This window comes from [Bacteroides] pectinophilus (genome assembly GCA_025146925.1).
Lineage (GTDB): Bacteria > Bacillota > Clostridia > Lachnospirales > Lachnospiraceae > Bacteroides_F > Bacteroides_F pectinophilus.
The window spans coordinates 2846746-2863330 of sequence record CP102260.1 but is presented as its reverse complement, the minus strand read 5'-3'; the positions used below and the strand labels follow the sequence as shown (position 1 = coordinate 2863330).

The 16585-nt window shown below is 44.2% G+C and carries 17 protein-coding genes and 1 tRNA gene; 14 read left to right on the top strand and 4 right to left on the bottom strand.

Going from position 1 to position 16585, the window contains the following annotated elements:
- Positions 1-69 precede the first annotated feature (69 nt).
- The gene (locus NQ488_13635; GenBank protein UWN95563.1) at positions 70-1548 is read right to left on the bottom strand and encodes a D-alanyl-D-alanine carboxypeptidase; all 1479 of its coding nucleotides are present in this window, start codon (positions 1546-1548) and stop codon (positions 70-72) included.
- 179 nt (positions 1549-1727) lie between these two features.
- Between NQ488_13635 and trmB the strand changes: the two genes are divergently transcribed.
- The 5 genes from trmB to NQ488_13610 all read left to right on the top strand — a co-directional run bounded on the left by trmB (position 1728) and on the right by NQ488_13610 (position 5517).
- Positions 1728-2387 carry a tRNA (guanosine(46)-N7)-methyltransferase TrmB gene (trmB, locus tag NQ488_13630; GenBank protein ID UWN95562.1) on the top strand — a complete coding sequence of 220 codons (660 nt, stop codon included), beginning with the start codon at positions 1728-1730 and terminating at the stop codon, positions 2385-2387.
- A gap of 463 nt (positions 2388-2850) precedes the next feature.
- Positions 2851-2923 (top strand) — tRNA-Lys (locus NQ488_13625).
- A 104-nt stretch (positions 2924-3027) separates the two neighbouring features.
- Positions 3028-3486, top strand: a complete 459-nt coding sequence (locus tag NQ488_13620; GenBank protein UWN95561.1) for a hypothetical protein — start codon at positions 3028-3030, stop codon at positions 3484-3486.
- A 35-nt stretch (positions 3487-3521) separates the two neighbouring features.
- The gene (locus NQ488_13615) at positions 3522-4214 is read left to right on the top strand and encodes a response regulator transcription factor (protein ID UWN95560.1); all 693 of its coding nucleotides are present in this window, start codon (positions 3522-3524) and stop codon (positions 4212-4214) included.
- A 1-nt stretch (position 4215) separates the two neighbouring features.
- Positions 4216-5517 carry a HAMP domain-containing histidine kinase gene (locus NQ488_13610; GenBank protein ID UWN95559.1) on the top strand — a complete coding sequence of 434 codons (1302 nt, stop codon included), beginning with the start codon at positions 4216-4218 and terminating at the stop codon, positions 5515-5517.
- Positions 5518-5533: 16 nt separating this feature from the next.
- Here the strand turns inward: NQ488_13610 and NQ488_13605 are convergent, their stop codons facing one another.
- Both NQ488_13605 and NQ488_13600 read right to left on the bottom strand, forming a co-directional pair.
- A complete protein-coding gene (locus NQ488_13605; protein UWN97174.1) occupies positions 5534-6382 on the bottom strand; it encodes a KilA-N domain-containing protein in 849 nt (282 codons plus the stop codon).
- Positions 6366-6593, bottom strand: coding sequence for a helix-turn-helix domain-containing protein (locus NQ488_13600; GenBank protein UWN95558.1), 228 nt, complete (start codon positions 6591-6593; stop codon positions 6366-6368). Before NQ488_13600 ends, NQ488_13605 begins: the two co-directional genes overlap by 17 nt.
- A gap of 201 nt (positions 6594-6794) precedes the next feature.
- Between NQ488_13600 and NQ488_13595 the strand changes: the two genes are divergently transcribed.
- The 6 genes from NQ488_13595 to NQ488_13570 all read left to right on the top strand — a co-directional run bounded on the left by NQ488_13595 (position 6795) and on the right by NQ488_13570 (position 12945).
- A complete protein-coding gene (locus tag NQ488_13595) occupies positions 6795-7484 on the top strand; it encodes a polyphosphate polymerase domain-containing protein (protein ID UWN95557.1) in 690 nt (229 codons plus the stop codon).
- 51 nt (positions 7485-7535) lie between these two features.
- The gene (locus NQ488_13590; protein UWN95556.1) at positions 7536-8222 is read left to right on the top strand and encodes a DUF4956 domain-containing protein; all 687 of its coding nucleotides are present in this window, start codon (positions 7536-7538) and stop codon (positions 8220-8222) included.
- Complete coding sequence (locus NQ488_13585) at positions 8222-9991, top strand: carbohydrate-binding domain-containing protein (GenBank protein UWN95555.1); 1770 nt, start codon at positions 8222-8224, stop codon at positions 9989-9991. Before NQ488_13590 ends, NQ488_13585 begins: the two co-directional genes overlap by 1 nt.
- A 224-nt stretch (positions 9992-10215) precedes the next feature.
- On the top strand, positions 10216-10836 hold the full coding sequence (locus tag NQ488_13580; GenBank protein UWN95554.1) for a flavodoxin family protein: 621 nt from the start codon (positions 10216-10218) through the stop codon (positions 10834-10836).
- A 406-nt stretch (positions 10837-11242) separates the two neighbouring features.
- Positions 11243-12358 carry a glycosyl transferase gene (locus tag NQ488_13575; protein ID UWN95553.1) on the top strand — a complete coding sequence of 372 codons (1116 nt, stop codon included), beginning with the start codon at positions 11243-11245 and terminating at the stop codon, positions 12356-12358.
- Positions 12355-12945: a glycerol-3-phosphate acyltransferase gene (locus tag NQ488_13570; GenBank protein ID UWN95552.1), complete on the top strand. Its 591-nt coding sequence runs from the start codon at positions 12355-12357 to the stop codon at positions 12943-12945. The genes NQ488_13575 and NQ488_13570 overlap by 4 nt, the downstream gene beginning before the upstream one ends.
- 59 nt (positions 12946-13004) lie before the next feature.
- On the opposite strand, the gene NQ488_13565 is transcribed toward NQ488_13570, so the two are convergent.
- On the bottom strand, positions 13005-14030 hold the full coding sequence (locus tag NQ488_13565) for a branched-chain amino acid aminotransferase (protein ID UWN95551.1): 1026 nt from the start codon (positions 14028-14030) through the stop codon (positions 13005-13007).
- A 204-nt stretch (positions 14031-14234) separates the two neighbouring features.
- Between NQ488_13565 and NQ488_13560 the strand changes: the two genes are divergently transcribed.
- The 3 genes from NQ488_13560 (at position 14235) to NQ488_13550 (ending at position 16493) form a co-directional block, all read left to right on the top strand.
- Positions 14235-14672: a transcriptional repressor gene (locus tag NQ488_13560; protein UWN95550.1), complete on the top strand. Its 438-nt coding sequence runs from the start codon at positions 14235-14237 to the stop codon at positions 14670-14672.
- A gap of 89 nt (positions 14673-14761) precedes the next feature.
- Positions 14762-15301 carry an NADH peroxidase gene (locus NQ488_13555; protein ID UWN95549.1) on the top strand — a complete coding sequence of 180 codons (540 nt, stop codon included), beginning with the start codon at positions 14762-14764 and terminating at the stop codon, positions 15299-15301.
- A gap of 358 nt (positions 15302-15659) precedes the next feature.
- Positions 15660-16493 carry a PD-(D/E)XK nuclease family transposase gene (locus tag NQ488_13550; GenBank protein UWN95548.1) on the top strand — a complete coding sequence of 278 codons (834 nt, stop codon included), beginning with the start codon at positions 15660-15662 and terminating at the stop codon, positions 16491-16493.
- Positions 16494-16585: the final 92 nt, after the last annotated feature.

The following is a 16585-nucleotide window of genomic DNA, read 5'->3' as shown; positions in this document are numbered from 1 at the left end:
CTTTTCCTTTCCTGTAATAAAAGCTTTTCTGTAATAAAAAAGACGGATGATTAAACATCCGCCTTTGGTTTATCTGTGTCTTCTTCGGTTATATGATCTCCTGCGGTGCTTTCTCATCTTATTATCATGTACGGTGTCAATTATCTCGAAGATTATAAGAACCGCAATAATCATAATTATAACATGCCATATATTGATGACAAGGCAATTTTTTTGGCTCACTACAGAAGAAGTACTCTCTTGAATGTAAGGGAGATTGGTATCTTTGGTGTCGGACTTCGGAGTTGTAACGAGAAGTGTGGCTGTTCCGACTTTGTGACTGCCGTAGTTGAATGAAACATCTGCCGTGAAGTCGTAGTTATTATCAGATGCTTCGCTGTTCTCGGAGACGGATATATCAATATCAGTAATTGAGGCACTCTGAGGAATATCCACATAAGCCGAATCCATGGAGAATGATATCCCGGCGTTGCCAAACACTTTGGAATTGTAGTAGTTGGAGCTGTTAAACAGCGAGCTTACATCGCTGCTGGATATTGGAGCTTTTTTAAAATTATTAAATCCGTAATCAAACAGTGCTTTGGAATCAACATATCTTGATGCGTCATCTGATTCGCGGAACACAACGCATATAAGCCTCATATCATCTTTCTGTGCAAATGTGATAAGAGTATATCCCGACTCATCCGTAAAGCCCGTCTTACCGCCTTTGAAGTACTCATACTGATATCCGTTGCTGTTTGCCATGCCATGGCGCTGCCTGAAGTAACGCGTCTCAGCAGTCTTGTTGGTAGGAGGTATGCTGTAATTTACGGAAGAAGATATCGTCATGAATGTAGAGTTGTTAAAGCATGCGCGTCCAATCATTGCAAGATCATAAGCAGTCGTATAATGATTGGTATCGGAAAGACCGTTAGGGTTGTTAAAATGTGTGTTAAGTGCGCCGAGTTCCCTGGCACGCTCATTCATCATATCTGAAAATGCGGGAATGCTTCCGGCGATGTATTCGCCAATTCCGTAGGCAACTTCATTGGCTGACTTAAGAAGCGTGGCATAGAGAGCCTGTTCCATTGTGAACTGCTCACCTTCACGTGTGCCTGTATTGGCCTCATCCCACTTATAACTGTTGGCAGCTGCCTTGGAAAATGTTATCACATCATCAAGAGAACTGTTCTCGATTGCAAGAAGAGAAGTCATTATCTTGGTTGTACTTGCGGGATATGCACGCGAGTGGCAGTCCTTCTCATATAAAATGGCGCCTGTGTCTGCATCTATAAGAATGGCACTTCCGGCAGATATCGTTGGTGATGCGGGCCATTGATTATCAGAACTGCCCTGGGAATTGCCGGTTGTATCGGTTGTACCGGTTGTGCTCTGCACAGTGCCATTGACGGCTGATGTTGCAGCATTGGTAGCTGCGGTTGAAGCCGTGGCAGCGGATACTGATAACGCAGCTGAAGCTGATATTGTTACGGCACAGAGCGCTGCAGCGGTTGAACGCAGTAATGTTTTCCTGATATTATGTAGCTTTATTTTATTGAAGTTCATCCTGTTAATCCTCATTATTAATTTGATTATGTTTTAAGGCTATCCTTAAATTATATTGTAAAATGAAAAAACGTGCAATAGCACATTTGGTTTTGGTGGACAGTTTTGGTAGACTTTTGTGGAGATTTCATATAATATAGATTTTAATGTATATATTTTCAAATTGAAAGGAATGGAATATGCGTCTTAGAAATGTACCCGGTGCAAGGGATGTTATGGAAGAAAGCGGTTTTGTGTTCACTGAGCCGGCAGGGATGAGCGGAACATGGAATGAAGTATTTGGCAATGATAATCCTATTTACATAGAAGTCGGAATGGGAAAGGGACAGTTTATAACTACGCTGGCCGAGCAGAATCCGGATATTAATTATGTAGGAATTGAAAAGTATTCAAGTGTGCTTCTTCGTGCTGTAGAAAAACAGAACGAGAAACAGCTTCCTAACCTTAAGTTCATAAGAATGGATGCGGAGAATATAAAGGATGTATTCGGTGAACATGAGGTTGGACGCATTTACCTTAACTTTTCAGATCCGTGGCCAAAAGACAGGCACGCGAAGCGACGTCTGACATCAAGACAGTTTTTTGACCGATATGATTATATTCTTGCTCCTGACGGAGAAGTACAGTTCAAGACAGACAACGTGGATCTGTTTGACTGGTCACTTGAGGAGATAGGAGAGACAAAATGGAGACTTACAGCCCAGACGCATGATCTCCATAACGATGCGGTTCTTAACGAGGGCAATGTCATGACAGAATATGAAGAGAAGTTTTCTTCAATGGGTAATCCAATCTGCAAGCTGATAGCTGTAAGGCAGACCGGAGATATACAGGCATAGTTATTATCTGATGCAGGGACAAAAGGCCGGAATCCGTATGAGTCCGCTCTTAAGCGGTGGAAGACCTTTTGTCCTTTTTGTTAACAGTTATTCCTGAAGATGCATATAATAATGTAACATCGTTAATCAGTACAATAGGTATCAGGATGCGCAGAAGATTCTATAGCCGGATGGATTTGTTTATGTATAAGAATTGCAAATTCAACAGATGCTTAATAAAAATGAAAAATTCTTATCGCGAAATATACAAAATTATTAATTCAGACCCCTGCCATACTAATCCCAAACCGCTGAAAAAGCGCTAAAACAGGGGATTTACGGGGAATTGTACAAATTGTGTCAAAAAATTTTAAAAAATTTTAAAAAAGTACTTGCATTTTTTGAAACCATCATATATAATAACCATTGTGTTCAGCAAGTGAACAAAACATGAAAGCTTCCTGAACAGTAAAATTTATCACATGCGCTTCTAGCTCAGTTGGTAGAGCACCTGACTCTTAATCAGGGTGTCCAGGGTTCGAACCCCTGGAGGCGCACTAAGAAAAGCACTGTTTTTGCAGACGTAGGAGCTGCGGGGGCGGTGTTTTTTGTTTGCCTTTTTTAGGGGGCGGAGAATCAGGGTGCTTAGGAGGGAACTATAATGAAAAGAAAGATGTTATCAGCAATGGCGTGTGCGTGTGCAATGATTATTATGACAGGCTGCGGTGCTGCCAAAGGAAACGTCAGTGAAGGCAGCAATGTGGGGAATAACGTCAGCACAGCACAGGTTACAGCTTCATCAGAGCTTGTGATGAATGTTACAACAGCAGAGAGAAGTCTTAAGGTGCTTGGTGGATATACGACGGATAACGGAAGCAGGAAGGAAGTAACAAAGCAGCCGCTTGCAGACGGATGTACTTTCTATAATAACAGCGGAGAGCAGATTGCATATAAGGATTTTGCGGATGCTGTAGAAGCAAAAGCATCGGGTGCCGGTGTTGAATGTAAGGTACAGTATGAGGGAAAGCAGATTATTAAGGTTTCAATACTCGACAAAGCTGTTAATACAGGTGCGTCAGGCGAGATTCCTTCAACGCTTTATCAGCATATGGGAAGATAGAGAATGCATTTTGCAACTGCAAATGGAGGATTATAATGAAGCTTTTACTTGCTGAGGATGAGAAGGAGCTTTCCAATGCACTTGTGGCTGTGCTGAAAGCCAATAATTATATAGTTGATGCCGTATATGACGGAGCAGATGCATATGACTGGGCAGTGACGGATGATTATGACGGAATTATACTTGATATAATGATGCCGAAGCGCAATGGCATTGATGTGCTTGCACAACTGAGAAAGGACGGCATAAAGACACCTGTGCTGCTTCTTACGGCAAAGTCGGAGGTAGAAGACCGCGTGCTTGGACTTGATACGGGAGCGGATGATTACCTTACAAAACCATTTGCAATGAAGGAGCTGCTTGCAAGGATACGTGTAATGACGAGACGTACGGCATCATATGCGCCTGATACGCTCGATGTTGACGGAATGAAGCTTAACCGCGGGAACTGCATGCTCGAGTATAACGGCGGTGAAGTGCAGCTTGTCAACAAGGAATACCAGATGCTTGAGATGCTTATGAGAAATAAGGGCAGGCTTGTCTCGTCAGAGCAGTTTATTGAGCATGTCTGGGGGTATGAGACTGATATCAATGTAAATGTTGTCTGGGTCAATATATCCAATCTCAGGCGCAAGCTTACACAGATTAATGCTCCGGTTGAAATTAAGGCAGTGCGGGGGCTTGGCTACAGGCTTGAAGGTACGGGAGAGCAGAACGGAGGGCAGTAGGTTGATAAAACGTCTCCAGAGAAAATTTGTAATGATAACGGCATTGTCAGTTGCAATCGTAATGATAGTGCTTCTTGCCGGAATTAATGCCGCTAATATGATACAGACAGAGCAGGATTCGGACACGATTCTTCACATGATCAGTGACAACGATGGAAGATTTCCGGATAATAATAAGGATTCAATGAAGGTAAAGACGGGCAGCCCGCAGCAGGACAATCCGCAACAGGACAGTCCACAGCAGGGTGATGCATGGCAGAAAAACGGCAGCAGACCGGGAGCACTTGCGTCCCCTGAGGCTAAGTTCCGTACGCGATATTTCTCTGTATATATTAAAAATGACGGCACCTGTGATATAAATACCGACAGCATAGCGGCGGTGTCCCGGGATGGCGCAAGGCAGATGGCTGACAGTGTGCTCAAGGGTGGAAGAACGGAAGGCTACAATGGTAATTACAGATTCAAGGTTACCGTAAAAGACGATGGGAAGCTTATTGTATTTCTTGACTGTGATGAGAGCCTGCGTACGATGCGCAATTTTGCCCTGTTGTCGGTGATTATAGGAGTAGTCTGTCTTGCACTCGTCACAGTACTTGTTATGATATTCTCAAGGCGTGCGATAAAGCCGGTGGCACAGAGTATAGAAAAGCAGAAAAGATTTATAACGGATGCCGGACATGAGATTAAGACACCGCTTGCAATAATATCTGCCAACGCAGAGGTTATTGAGATGATGAATGGTGAGACTGAGTGGACGAAGAGTATCTGCAATCAGGTCGAGAGACTGAATGTCCTGGTTAAGGGCATGCTTGAATTAAGCCGCATGGATGAGATGTCCGAAAAACCTGAATTTGTAAATGTTAATCTGAGCGAAACGGTTCGCAGCAGTACGGACAGCTTCATGGCTATGATGCAGAAGAAAAATATTACATGCAGTACCGATATAGCTGATAATGTGCGTGTTATGGGAGATTCGGGAAGACTTGCCGAGCTTGTGTCACTTCTTATTGACAATGCGATAAAGTATTGCACAGATGGCGGAAGCATGAGCGTGAAATTGTGGATAAACGGACGCAAGGCAGTATTCTCTGTGTATAATTCCTATCACGGAGAGCTGCCGGATGATATGAATAAGCTTTTTGACAGATTCTACAGGACAGATGAATCACGTTCAAGAAGCACGGGAGGCTATGGTATAGGCCTTTCGGTGGCACAGGCTGTCGTACAGCTTCACAAAGGCAGGATAAGCGCAGAGAAAAAAGACGGCGGCGCATGCTTCACGGTGACGCTTGTGCGGGCGTAGTGGGAGTGGGTAAAATTTATTTTTTATTCTCAATGCCGGGTAAATTGCCTAATTCTAATCTGCTGAGTGTTGTCATTTGCTGTACTGCTAGTTCGTGTAATAACGGCATCCTCTCTGACTGAGGCTTTCCTTGCTTAATAAGGATTGCATTATAGCTTTCAAGATTGGCAAGCACGAGTAATTGATGAATTGTTGCCTGATCGCGAATATTCCCCTTTTTATCAGGATTACATTCTCTCCAAAGCTTAGCAGTCTTTCCAAACAATACGGTATTGATCAAATCTGCTTCGCTGGCATATGTATATGATATCTGCTGAGGTGTCAGCAATGGAGGAATCAGATTGTCTTTAATGGAATCTGTATGGATGCGATAATTTAACTTAGACAGTTCTCTGTTAAGATTCCATTCTAAAGATAATCTGGCTTGTTCACCTTCTTTTAATCTTTGATAATCTTCAATTATATATAACTTAAATTCCGGAGAAATCCACGAAGCAAATTCAAATGCAATATCCTTATATGCATATGTAGCAGCATACCTTCCGCCTTTTGTGACAATGCCTATTGCATTAGTTGTTTCTACCCATCGTTTTGGTGTCAATACAAAACTATTCAGACCGGCTTCATTTTTAATTGCCTCGAATTCGATATAATTAAAATTCGGATTATGAATAGATTCCCACAAACCAACAAATGAAACTGTACTTTTATTGCGCAGCCAGTTCTGAATAACGTATCCCGGATAATCGCCTTCCCGTTTTCTTGCTATATCTGTCAAAGAAATATAGTCATTCTTCAAGTCTTCAGAATAAATGCGTATATCTATCCCGTTGGCATGAATTGTATCTCTAATAGTCTTTGCCATCATTATCGCCTTTCTTGTTAACCATGTTTTCCATCCTGATATAATATGCTAAAAGTCGAAGTACATAATTGGGGGCATTGCGCGTTCCTCTTTCCCACTCTGTAACTGTTCTGTAAGGAATGTCAAATACCTCACAAAATTCTTTACGATTCATTCCGGTAGATTCTCGGAGCTTTTTAATTTCAATCTGACATTCGGTTTGTTTTTCCATAATATACAATCTCCTATATTTACACTATGTGTATATCATAACATTGAAAAAGTAATTACGCAACGTGTAAATAAATTTATTTTACACAAATTTCTAAAATTAAGTTTCAATTTAAGTTTGTATTTTATAGTGGATATATGGAAAGGAAAAACAACCATATATCCACTTTTTTAATATTTAAAATAAGAGACAGGAGGCATTATGAACAATATAATGACATTTAAAAGGCGCGAAATAAAATACCTTCTGGATGACGATGTGTATAACAGTCTGAAGGAGCGCCTGCAGGCAAGGCTTGTTGAGGATGAGCATGGCAGGTCAACGATATGCAACATTTATTATGATACTCCCGATTTCAGGATTATAAGGAAATCTCTTGAAAAGCCTGTGTACAAGGAGAAGCTCAGGCTCAGAAGCTACGGAACGGCAGGAGCGGAGGATAAGGTTTTTGTTGAACTGAAAAAGAAGTACAACGGAATCGTATATAAGAGGCGTGAGACGCTGACACTCGCACAATCTGATGAATATCTGGCAGGCCACACGAAGGCACCTTGCGATACACAGATTTTCCGTGAAATAGACTGGTTCAGGGATTACTACGGGAATCTGAAACCGGCGATGTACATTTCATATGAGCGCGAGGCATATTATTCACTTGAAAATCCGGATCTGAGGATTACATTTGACCGGAATATTATGTACCGCTCATATAACTTAAGTCTTGCGGCGGGAGTTGAAGGTGAGAGCATACTTGAACCGGGGCAGCATCTTATGGAGCTTAAGGCCGGCGGGGCAATTCCGGTGTGGCTTACAAAAGTACTTGATGAGCTGGGGATATACCCTGCGTCATTTTCAAAGTACGGAAGGGCGTACTTAAGTCAGGTAGGTTGAGATACACACAAACTAGAGATGCCCTGAAAAACGGGCGGAATGGAGATTAATATGATAACAATTTTTCAGTCAATAGCAGATACAACAACAGGAACAGTTACAATTCAGACATTTTTAATATGTATAATAGCGTCGGTGGTGCTTGGCGTGGTGATAGCGGCAGCACACATGTACCGCAACACATACACAAAAAGCTTTGTGGGAACGCTGGTGCTTATGCCGGCAATAGTGGCGCTTGTGATTATGCTTGTAAATGGCAATCTCGGCGCAGGAGTTGCGGTTATGGGTGCATTTTCACTGGTGAGGTTCCGTTCGGTACCGGGAACGGCGCGTGAGATTAACAGCATTTTCCTTGCAATGGCAGTAGGTCTTGCTTGCGGAATGGGCTATATCGGAGCAGCAGTGGTTTTTGTAATTATTATGGAGCTTGTAAATGTTGTGCTTACACTCAGCAGCTTTGGCGACAGGCCTGAGCTTGAGAGAAGCTTAAGAATAACAATACCGGAATCGCTTGATTACACGGATGTATTTGAAGAGATATTTGATAAGTATGTTACAAAATGTGAGCTTGTAAATGTTAAGACTTCAAGCATGGGAAGCCTGTTCAAGCTTGAATACCGCATCAGGCTTAAGGATTCGGGAACGGAAAAGGATATGATAGATGAGCTGAGATGCCGCAACGGTAATCTTGAGATTATGTGCAGCAGGGCAGCCAATCAGGCAAGGGAGGAATTATAATGACAAAGTTATTGATAAATAAAAATGCAGCCGCGGCGGTTGTCATGTCAGGTGCGCTTGTCATGTCAGCGCTTGCAGGCTGCGGTCAGACGGGCACTGCAGGAAGTTCCTCGGATGTTTCTTCTAACGGCGCATACATTACAACGGCTGTATCGGAAAATCAGAAGAACATAGAGCTTACAGATTCCAATGTTGATATCAATTTTACCGACAGGGATAAAAGCAGCGAATATGATGAAAGCAGCGCGGTAAAGATTACGCTTAACGGCAGCAGTGCCGTTGTAAGCGGCAGCGGAGTAAACATAAGCGGAAGCACGGTAACAATTACGTCAGCGGGAACATATATTATAAGCGGATCTCTTAGTGACGGACAGATTGTTATCGCGGCATCGGATTCAGACAAGGTTCAGCTTGTGCTTAATAATGCGGAGATTAATTGTAATACAAGTGCCGCAGTATATGTAAAGAGTGCGGATAAGGTGTTTGTAACACTTCCGGCAGGCACAACAAACAGCCTTGGAGGTGGTACGGAGTATGTCCAGACAGATGATAATACGGTTGACGGCGTAATATTCAGCAAGAGTGACCTCACGCTTAACGGAGCAGGTACTCTTAAGATTGATACCGATTACAGGCACGGCATAGTGACAAAAGATACACTGTGCATAACCGGAGGAACATATGTAATTGATGCCGTTAAGACGTGTCTTGCAGGCAAGGACGGAATTAAGATACTTGACGGCAGCTTTACTCTTACGGCAGGCAGCAAGGGACTGAACTCAGGCAACGATGACGATGCCAAGGAAGGCAGCATATATATTGCCGGCGGAACATTTACAATCAAGTCGGAGGATGACTCAATACATGCAGACGGAAGCTGCATAATCGCCGGAGGAACATACACAATAGCTGCGGGCGATGACGGAATCCATGCTAGTTACGATACAATAATCACGGACGGCAGCATAACAATCACGGACAGCTATGAGGGCATTGAAGGACGCAGGATTACTGTAAGCGGCGGCACAATTAATCTTACGGCAGGTGATGACGGAATAAATTCAGCCACGGGCGGAAGCTCAGACGAACAGCGGATGCCGGGCGAACAGAAGGGTGAATTTGGCGGATTTGGCAGACAGAAGGGGGCTGATGTACAGTCACAGGAAATGCAGATGCCGCAGGACGGACAGCAGCCACAGGAAATGCAGGCACCTGCAAGCCGGTCGGCATCCGATGATGATGTATATATAAAGATTACGGGCGGAACAATAACGGTCAATGCAGGCGGTGACGGCATTGATTCAAACGGCAATCTCTATATTACAGGAGGAACAGTATATGTTGCAGGCCCTACAAGCAATGGTAACGGTGCGCTTGATTATGAAGGAGAGGCCTCAATTACAGGCGGAACACTCATAGCGGCAGGCTCAAGCGGAATGGCACAGGGCATGGGAAGCAATTCTACACAGTGCTCAATGCTTGTTAATCTTTCAGAGACAATAGCTGCAGGCTCAGTAATAAGTCTTAAGGATTCATCAGGAAATGTGCTGATATCATGGACATCGCCTAAGCAGTTCTCAAGCGTTGTGATAAGTACGGCGGAACTTGCTCAGGGCAGCACATATACACTTGTAACAGGAGATACACAGACAGAGGTAACGCTTAGTTCGGTAGCAACAACAAGCGGCAATGCAGGCTTTGGCGGCGGCTTCGGAGGCGGCTTCGGAGGTGCCGGCGGACGCGGCAGCAACGGAGGCGGCAGACGGTAATGCCGGCAGGCAGGAATATGGAAGCAGAAAGCTCTATCCTTAAAGGGTATGATGGCAGATATGACATGGCGGATATGGTTATAAGCACATAGTTGAGAAAAAACCTCATTGGTTGTATAATAATATTTTAGATACAGTCCGGCAGGACATTTTGGATATATTATAAGTGTTCGGCAGACAGATTGGGAATAACAACTATTCAATTAACGGAGGTCAAGAAAATTATGAAAGTAATTCTTGTAAATGGAAGTCCACACGAGAAGGGCTGTACATATACGGCACTTACTGAGGTGGAGAAGATTCTTAACAAAGAAGGGATAGAGACTGAGATAATGTGGCTTGGCAATGATCCTGTTGCAGGATGTATCGGATGTGGAGCCTGTTTTAAGAGCGGCAGATGCTTCCGCAATGATGTAGTTAATACATTTATAGAGAAAATGTCACAGGCAGACGGATTCGTATTCGGAAGCCCTGTTCATTATGCATCTGCTTCGGGCGCGCTTACGAGCTTTATGGACAGAGCATTCTACGGAAGAGGCGGCCTTGTTGCAGGCAAGCCGGCAGCGGCAGTTGTAAGCTGCAGACGTGGAGGTGCAACAGCAGCATTTGACCAGATTAACAAATATTTTTCTATTTCAAATATGCCTATCGTTACTTCACAATACTGGAATCAGGTTCACGGCAACACGCCTGAGCAGGTCGTTCAGGATGAGGAAGGCATGCAGACGATGCGTACGCTCGGAATGAATATGGCATGGCTCCTGAAGTGCATTGAGGCAGGTAAGAAGGCCGGAATTGAAAGACCGGAGTATGAGAAGAAGATTGCGACAAATTATATAAGGTGATGGGCGATTTGTGTGTGATCCGCGGCGCCCGCTCCCGCTACGATGCAGACGCAGCGGATACTAATGCTGCAAAGGACGCAGCATAAGTACCGGCGCCTGCATAGTGCGCCGCAGACCACACACAAATCACAGCAGGGTGGGGGTGCGTGCATCTTGGATGCACGGCACCCCCACCAACCCCTGGCTATATAGTATATTTGTTGTGGCTGGATGCGCACAGCGGGAGAGGCGGTAAGGCATAAGCAGGTGCTTTTAGAGCGGCCGGTACTTATGCGGCGTCTTGTGCCGCATTATGTACCGCTGCCAGCTCTAAGCAGCGAGAGCGGGCCTGCGTTGCCTTGCCGCCTCTCCCCGCGTCACCTGCCGAAACATCAAATCACACTTTTTCAGAAGGGAGATACACAACATGAAGGTTCTAGTTCTGTCTTGTGCCACCGGCGGAGGACACAATGCCTGTGGTGCGGGAATTGCGGAAGCACTGACAGATTGCGGCCATGTGGCTGACTTTATGCCTAATTATCTTGCTTTGCACGGCAAGCTTGTGGACAGGGCTGTGTGCGGCGCATATGTTAAGAGCGTCAAGGCGTGTCCGGCGGTATTCCGTGGTGTGTATCACATCGGAAGGGCTGTAAGCACATTTAACCATAATATCAATATAAAGTCACCTGTGTACTATGCTAATGCGGGTATGGCAGGGCATCTTGCAGAGGTGATTGAAAAAGGGCATTATGATGCCATTGTGATGCCGCACCTCTATCCGGTTGAGACGATTACGTGGATGAAGAGGAATGGTTACAGGCTGCCGCTTACGGTTGCGGTTGCAACGGACTATACGAGTATTCCTTTCTGGGAAGAGACCGACAGTGATTATTATGTCATACCGCATGAGGACTGCGTGGAGGATTTTGTAAGACGCGGGATTGACAGGGATAAGCTGATACCGCTCGGAATACCTGCTCCAAGAGATTACACTGCCAATGATAAGCGCACTGCCAATGATACCTGCAGTGACATACTTGTTATGGGCGGAAGCATGGGAGCCGGAAGAATGTCACAGATTGTAGGAGAGCTGCGTGGCGGGCTGATTAAGAATGGAATGCCTGAGTGCAGCATAACTGCGGTATGTGGCAATAATGAGAAGCTTCACGCAAGAATGCTTGAAAGCTATGGCAATGACAGACACATAAATGTTCTCGGCTATGTCAATAATGTCTATGATTACATGAACAAATGCGATGTGATATTTACTAAGCCGGGCGGTCTTACGGCAACGCAGAGCGCAATAATGAGGATTCCGGCTGTATTTATGGAACCGCTGTCGGACTGCGAGAAGGCTAACAGCGGGCTGTTTGTAAGGCATGGAATGGCAATAGCGCCAAAGCGTGAGAATCTTGTGGATGAAGGTATGGCACTGATAAGCTCATGGAGCAGACGGCAGCAGATGATAGAAGCCCAGAAGCGGTGCATTAAAGGAAACTGCGGCATGGAGCTTGTTCACATAATTGAGGAGTTATGCAGATGAAGGTTGTGCTGATATTTGCCATAGCCGGATATGTATGCGGAAGCTTTATGTCGGCATACTATATACCGCAATGGCTGTATGACATGGATGTTGCCCTGATGAGTGATGACGGGAATCCGGGGGCTGCAAATGTATTTAAAAATGCAGGCGTGCCGTGCGGAATATTAGTCCTTGCGGCAGATCTGCTCAAGGGCTATCTTCCGGTGCATATGGCGCTTAATTATATACCAGGGCAGTCGATGCTCATAATACCTGTGCTGATTGCGCCGGTGCTCGGTCATGCATATCCGGTGTTCAGAAGGTTCAGGGGAGGCAAAGCAATAGCCGTATCGTTCGGTGTGCTTATCGGGCTTGCACCGGACTGGGTGCCTGCGCTGTGCCTTGCATTTTTCTATATATTGTTTTCGGTGGTCAGAATTAATCCGCATTCCAGGCGGTCGATAATAACATTTACATGCTGGTGGGCTGCGCTTGCTGCAATGAGATATGATAAGAGTGTGTGTATTGCAGCGGTTATAATCTCTGCGGTGGTTGTGCATAAGCATGTGCGGGCAGAAAAAAAGTCATATGATATATGCAACTGTTGAAAAACGGCGATATATCATATGACTTTTTAAATTACTTTATTACATTAGATCATGCTTTATTACTTTATTACCTTAATCCATCCCTCTGGAGCTTCGATACGACCCATCTGGATGCCTGTAAGTGTCTCGTAAAGCTTCTTGGTTACAGGACCCATCTCTGTCATTCCGCTTGGGAAGCAGATCTCCTTGCCGTGGTCAACAATCTTGCCGACAGGTGAGATAACTGCGGCTGTACCACAGAGACCACACTCAGCAAAATCCTTAACTTCGTCGAAGTAAACTTCTCTTGTCTCAGCCTTGAGTCCAAGGTAATGCTCAGCAACGTACATAAGTGAACGACGTGTGATTGATGGAAGAATGCTGTCTGACTTAGGTGTTACAACTGTGCCATCCTTTGTAACGAAAATGAAGTTAGCACCACCTGTCTCCTCAACCTTAGTTCTTGTTGCAGCATCAAGGTACATGTTCTCATCATAACCTTCCTGATGGGCAGATACGATTGCATGAAGGCTCATTGCATAGTTAAGACCGGCCTTGATGTGACCTGTTCCGTGAGGAGCTGCACGGTCAAAATCTGAAACTCTGATTGTAAGAGGCTTAGCGCCACCCTTGAAGTAAGGACCAACAGGAGTTGTAAGAATTCTGAACTGATATTCATCAGCAGGCTTAACACCGATTACGGCGTTGCTTCCGAACATATATGGACGAATGTATAATGTAGCACCTGAACCATAAGGTGGTACATAAGCTTCGTTAGCTTCAACAGTCTTAACAACTGCCTCAATAAACTTGTCCTCAGGGTAAGCCGGCATCTCAAGTCTTCTTGCTGAGTTAGCCATACGCTCTGCGTTGAGGTCAGGACGGAATGTTACGATATGTCCATCCTCTGTTGTGTAAGCCTTAAGTCCTTCAAAGCATGACTGTGAATACTGGAAAACACATGCGCACTCGTTAAGTACGACATTAGGATCAGATGTAAGTGTTCCCTCATCCCATGCTCCGTTCTTGTAGTTAGCAACAAATCTCTTGTCTGTAGGCATGTAGGCAAATCCAAGATTGCCCCAGTCGATATCTTTCTTTTCCATTACCGAATCCTTCCTTTCGACTATATAAATAAATTATCTCAAGTATAAGTCACGAATTTGAGAATGTCAACAATTCTCTTAATTTGACATGATTTTAATAGGTAGAAATAGGAATTGACTTCTCTCAATTATTTGTGTAAAATATCATTAATAGTAATAGTTATCAATTCCAAAATAATCAAAAGAGTTAAAAGAGGTGATGATATGGCAGCAATAAAGCACAGCAGACAAAGAGACGCGATTCTTACATTTCTTATAAGCCGCAAGGATCATCCGACGGCAGAGGTCGTATATGAGAATGTCCGCAGGGAGTTTCCGAAGATAAGTCTTGGTACAGTATACCGTAATCTTACCCTGCTTGTTGATATGGGACATGCGGTTAAGGTTCCGTGTGATGACGGCTCGGTGCATTTTGACGGCAATGTAAGCCCTCACTATCATTTTGAATGTACGCGGTGCGGAGCGATAATCGACCTTATGAATATAGATGCAGGGAAGCTCATGGCAATAGATGAGATGGTTCAGGACGGATTCGGCGGAAAGATTCAGGGACACAAGCTGTTCTTCAGCGGCGTATGTCCGGCATGCATAAAAAAAGAAAATAAAAGCAAAATAAGTGTTGACAATAATGATAAAAGATGATAAATTAATATCAACAACAAAACAGTAATCATTACTAATATACTAATGATTGCGATAGAACATTTATGATTTTAAAGGAGGATAACAATATGAAGTTTGTATGTACAGTTTGCGGATATGTATATGAAGGAGATGCAGCACCGGCTGAGTGTCCGGTATGCCATGCACCTGCTGACAAGTTCAAGGTTCAGGATTCAGGCATGACATGGGCAGCAGAGCATACGGTAGGAGTTGCACAGGGTGTAAGCGAGGACATCATGGCAGACTTAAGAGCCAACTTTAACGGTGAGTGCTCAGAGGTCGGTATGTATCTTGCAATGGCAAGAGTTGCATTCAGAGAAGGATATCCTGAGATTGGACTTTACTATGAGAAGGCTGCTTATGAAGAGGCAGAGCATGCTGCCAAGTTTGCAGAACTCCTTGGCGAGGTTGTAACAGACAGCACTAAGAAGAATCTTGAACTCAGAGTTGCTGCTGAGAACGGTGCAACAGCAGGCAAGACAGACCTTGCTAAGCGTGCTAAGGCTGCTAACCTTGATGCAATCCATGATACAGTTCATGAGATGGCTAGGGATGAGGCCAGACATGGAAGAGCTTTTGAAGGCCTGTTAAAGAGATACTTTGGTTAATTGACAGCAGGATTTAATAGTCTGAGAGCCACTTAATATAAGGATTGGTAAAAGGAATGAGTACTTATGTGCTTGTTCCTTTTTTTACTTGTGTTTTTGCCTGCACTCTGCTACAATCAACACAAAGCATATATTCTACAATTCAACAACGTAAGTTGATCTATTTCTAATCTTTATTCAATGAATTCTATGCTTTTGTAACTCATTTAACATTTTTATAGCATAGTGCATTGGACGGAAGATGGGATTGACGGTCTGTAGCGGAATGTTGGTATCTGTAGATTGTGCGTCATATCCTAAGATATATAGGTTATGTATTTCTTCCTTCCCTGCATGCACTGTGGGAACAGGAGGAAATATGAAACCTTTGGAACAGATGAACATTGTGGATGACTTTCTGGCAGGCAGCCTTATAGGTCATAAGGAGTATGGCGAAGCGGCATCGCGCTACATCCTGAGCTGCATACTGAACCGTAAGATTGGGAAGCTTAATGTAGTCACACAGAAGTTTCTTATTGGGGACAACCCTGAGAGGCATGGTATCAGGATGGATGTCTACCTTGATGAGGAAGACGGTGAGATATTTGATGTTGAACCGGATAAGAATAATAATGCAAAGGATATTGCATCACTTCCCAAAAGGGCACGGTTCTACCATGATAAGATTGACACAGCCAATCTTAGCTCAGGCAGTAACTACGATGACCTTCGCAATGTGATTGTCATATTCATCATGCCGTATGACCCGTTTGAGCTGGACAGGATGGTGTATACAGTGAAAAAGAGCTGTGTGGAAGTGCCTGATATGCCGTATGATGACGGTGACAGGACGATATTCCTGTATACAGGCGGAACGGAAGGGCATCCGACAGAACAACTGCGTCAGCTATTACACTATATGGAGAACTCTGTTGCAGAGAACGCCTGCACGAAAGAACTGAGAGAACTCCATAAGATGGTTATGGCTGTCAAGCAGGATGGAGAGGTAGGTCTTGCATATATGAAGAGTTTTGAGATTGAGGAGAAGATCAGGCAGGAAGGTATTGAAGAAGGCGAAGTTAGTGGAACAATCCGCACATGCCGCAGGCTCGGACAGACTGATGAGCAGATTATAGCGTTGCTTCAGGAAGATTCCCACCTTACAAGAGAGCAGGCAGAGGAGGCGCTGGCGAAGTACACATCTGCTCATTAATGTCAATGTGACATAATTATACATCAGCGTGATTTTACATAGCTGTACACAGCTGTCTTTACAGCTCATGAAAGTTAAAAAAGCACAGTACA

Excerpts from the sequence above, each read along its gene's own strand:
- NQ488_13570 (UWN95552.1), top strand. The coding sequence starts at position 12,355 with ATGAAGGTTGTGCTGATATTTGCCATAGCCGGATATGTATGCGGAAGC.
- NQ488_13580 (UWN95554.1), top strand. The coding sequence starts at position 10,216 with ATGAAAGTAATTCTTGTAAATGGAAGTCCACACGAGAAGGGCTGTACA.
- NQ488_13560 (UWN95550.1), top strand. The coding sequence starts at position 14,235 with ATGGCAGCAATAAAGCACAGCAGACAAAGAGACGCGATTCTTACATTT.
- NQ488_13615 (UWN95560.1), top strand. The coding sequence starts at position 3,522 with ATGAAGCTTTTACTTGCTGAGGATGAGAAGGAGCTTTCCAATGCACTT.
- NQ488_13565 (UWN95551.1), bottom strand. The coding sequence starts at position 14,030 with ATGGAAAAGAAAGATATCGACTGGGGCAATCTTGGATTTGCCTACATG.
- NQ488_13635 (UWN95563.1), bottom strand. The coding sequence starts at position 1,548 with ATGAACTTCAATAAAATAAAGCTACATAATATCAGGAAAACATTACTG.
- NQ488_13590 (UWN95556.1), top strand. The coding sequence starts at position 7,536 with ATGATAACAATTTTTCAGTCAATAGCAGATACAACAACAGGAACAGTT.
- NQ488_13600 (UWN95558.1), bottom strand. The coding sequence starts at position 6,593 with ATGGAAAAACAAACCGAATGTCAGATTGAAATTAAAAAGCTCCGAGAA.
- NQ488_13550 (UWN95548.1), top strand. The coding sequence starts at position 15,660 with ATGAAACCTTTGGAACAGATGAACATTGTGGATGACTTTCTGGCAGGC.
- trmB (UWN95562.1), top strand. The coding sequence starts at position 1,728 with ATGCGTCTTAGAAATGTACCCGGTGCAAGGGATGTTATGGAAGAAAGC.
- NQ488_13605 (UWN97174.1), bottom strand. The coding sequence starts at position 6,382 with ATGGCAAAGACTATTAGAGATACAATTCATGCCAACGGGATAGATATA.
- NQ488_13555 (UWN95549.1), top strand. The coding sequence starts at position 14,762 with ATGAAGTTTGTATGTACAGTTTGCGGATATGTATATGAAGGAGATGCA.
- NQ488_13585 (UWN95555.1), top strand. The coding sequence starts at position 8,222 with ATGACAAAGTTATTGATAAATAAAAATGCAGCCGCGGCGGTTGTCATG.
- NQ488_13595 (UWN95557.1), top strand. The coding sequence starts at position 6,795 with ATGAACAATATAATGACATTTAAAAGGCGCGAAATAAAATACCTTCTG.
- NQ488_13620 (UWN95561.1), top strand. The coding sequence starts at position 3,028 with ATGAAAAGAAAGATGTTATCAGCAATGGCGTGTGCGTGTGCAATGATT.
- NQ488_13575 (UWN95553.1), top strand. The coding sequence starts at position 11,243 with ATGAAGGTTCTAGTTCTGTCTTGTGCCACCGGCGGAGGACACAATGCC.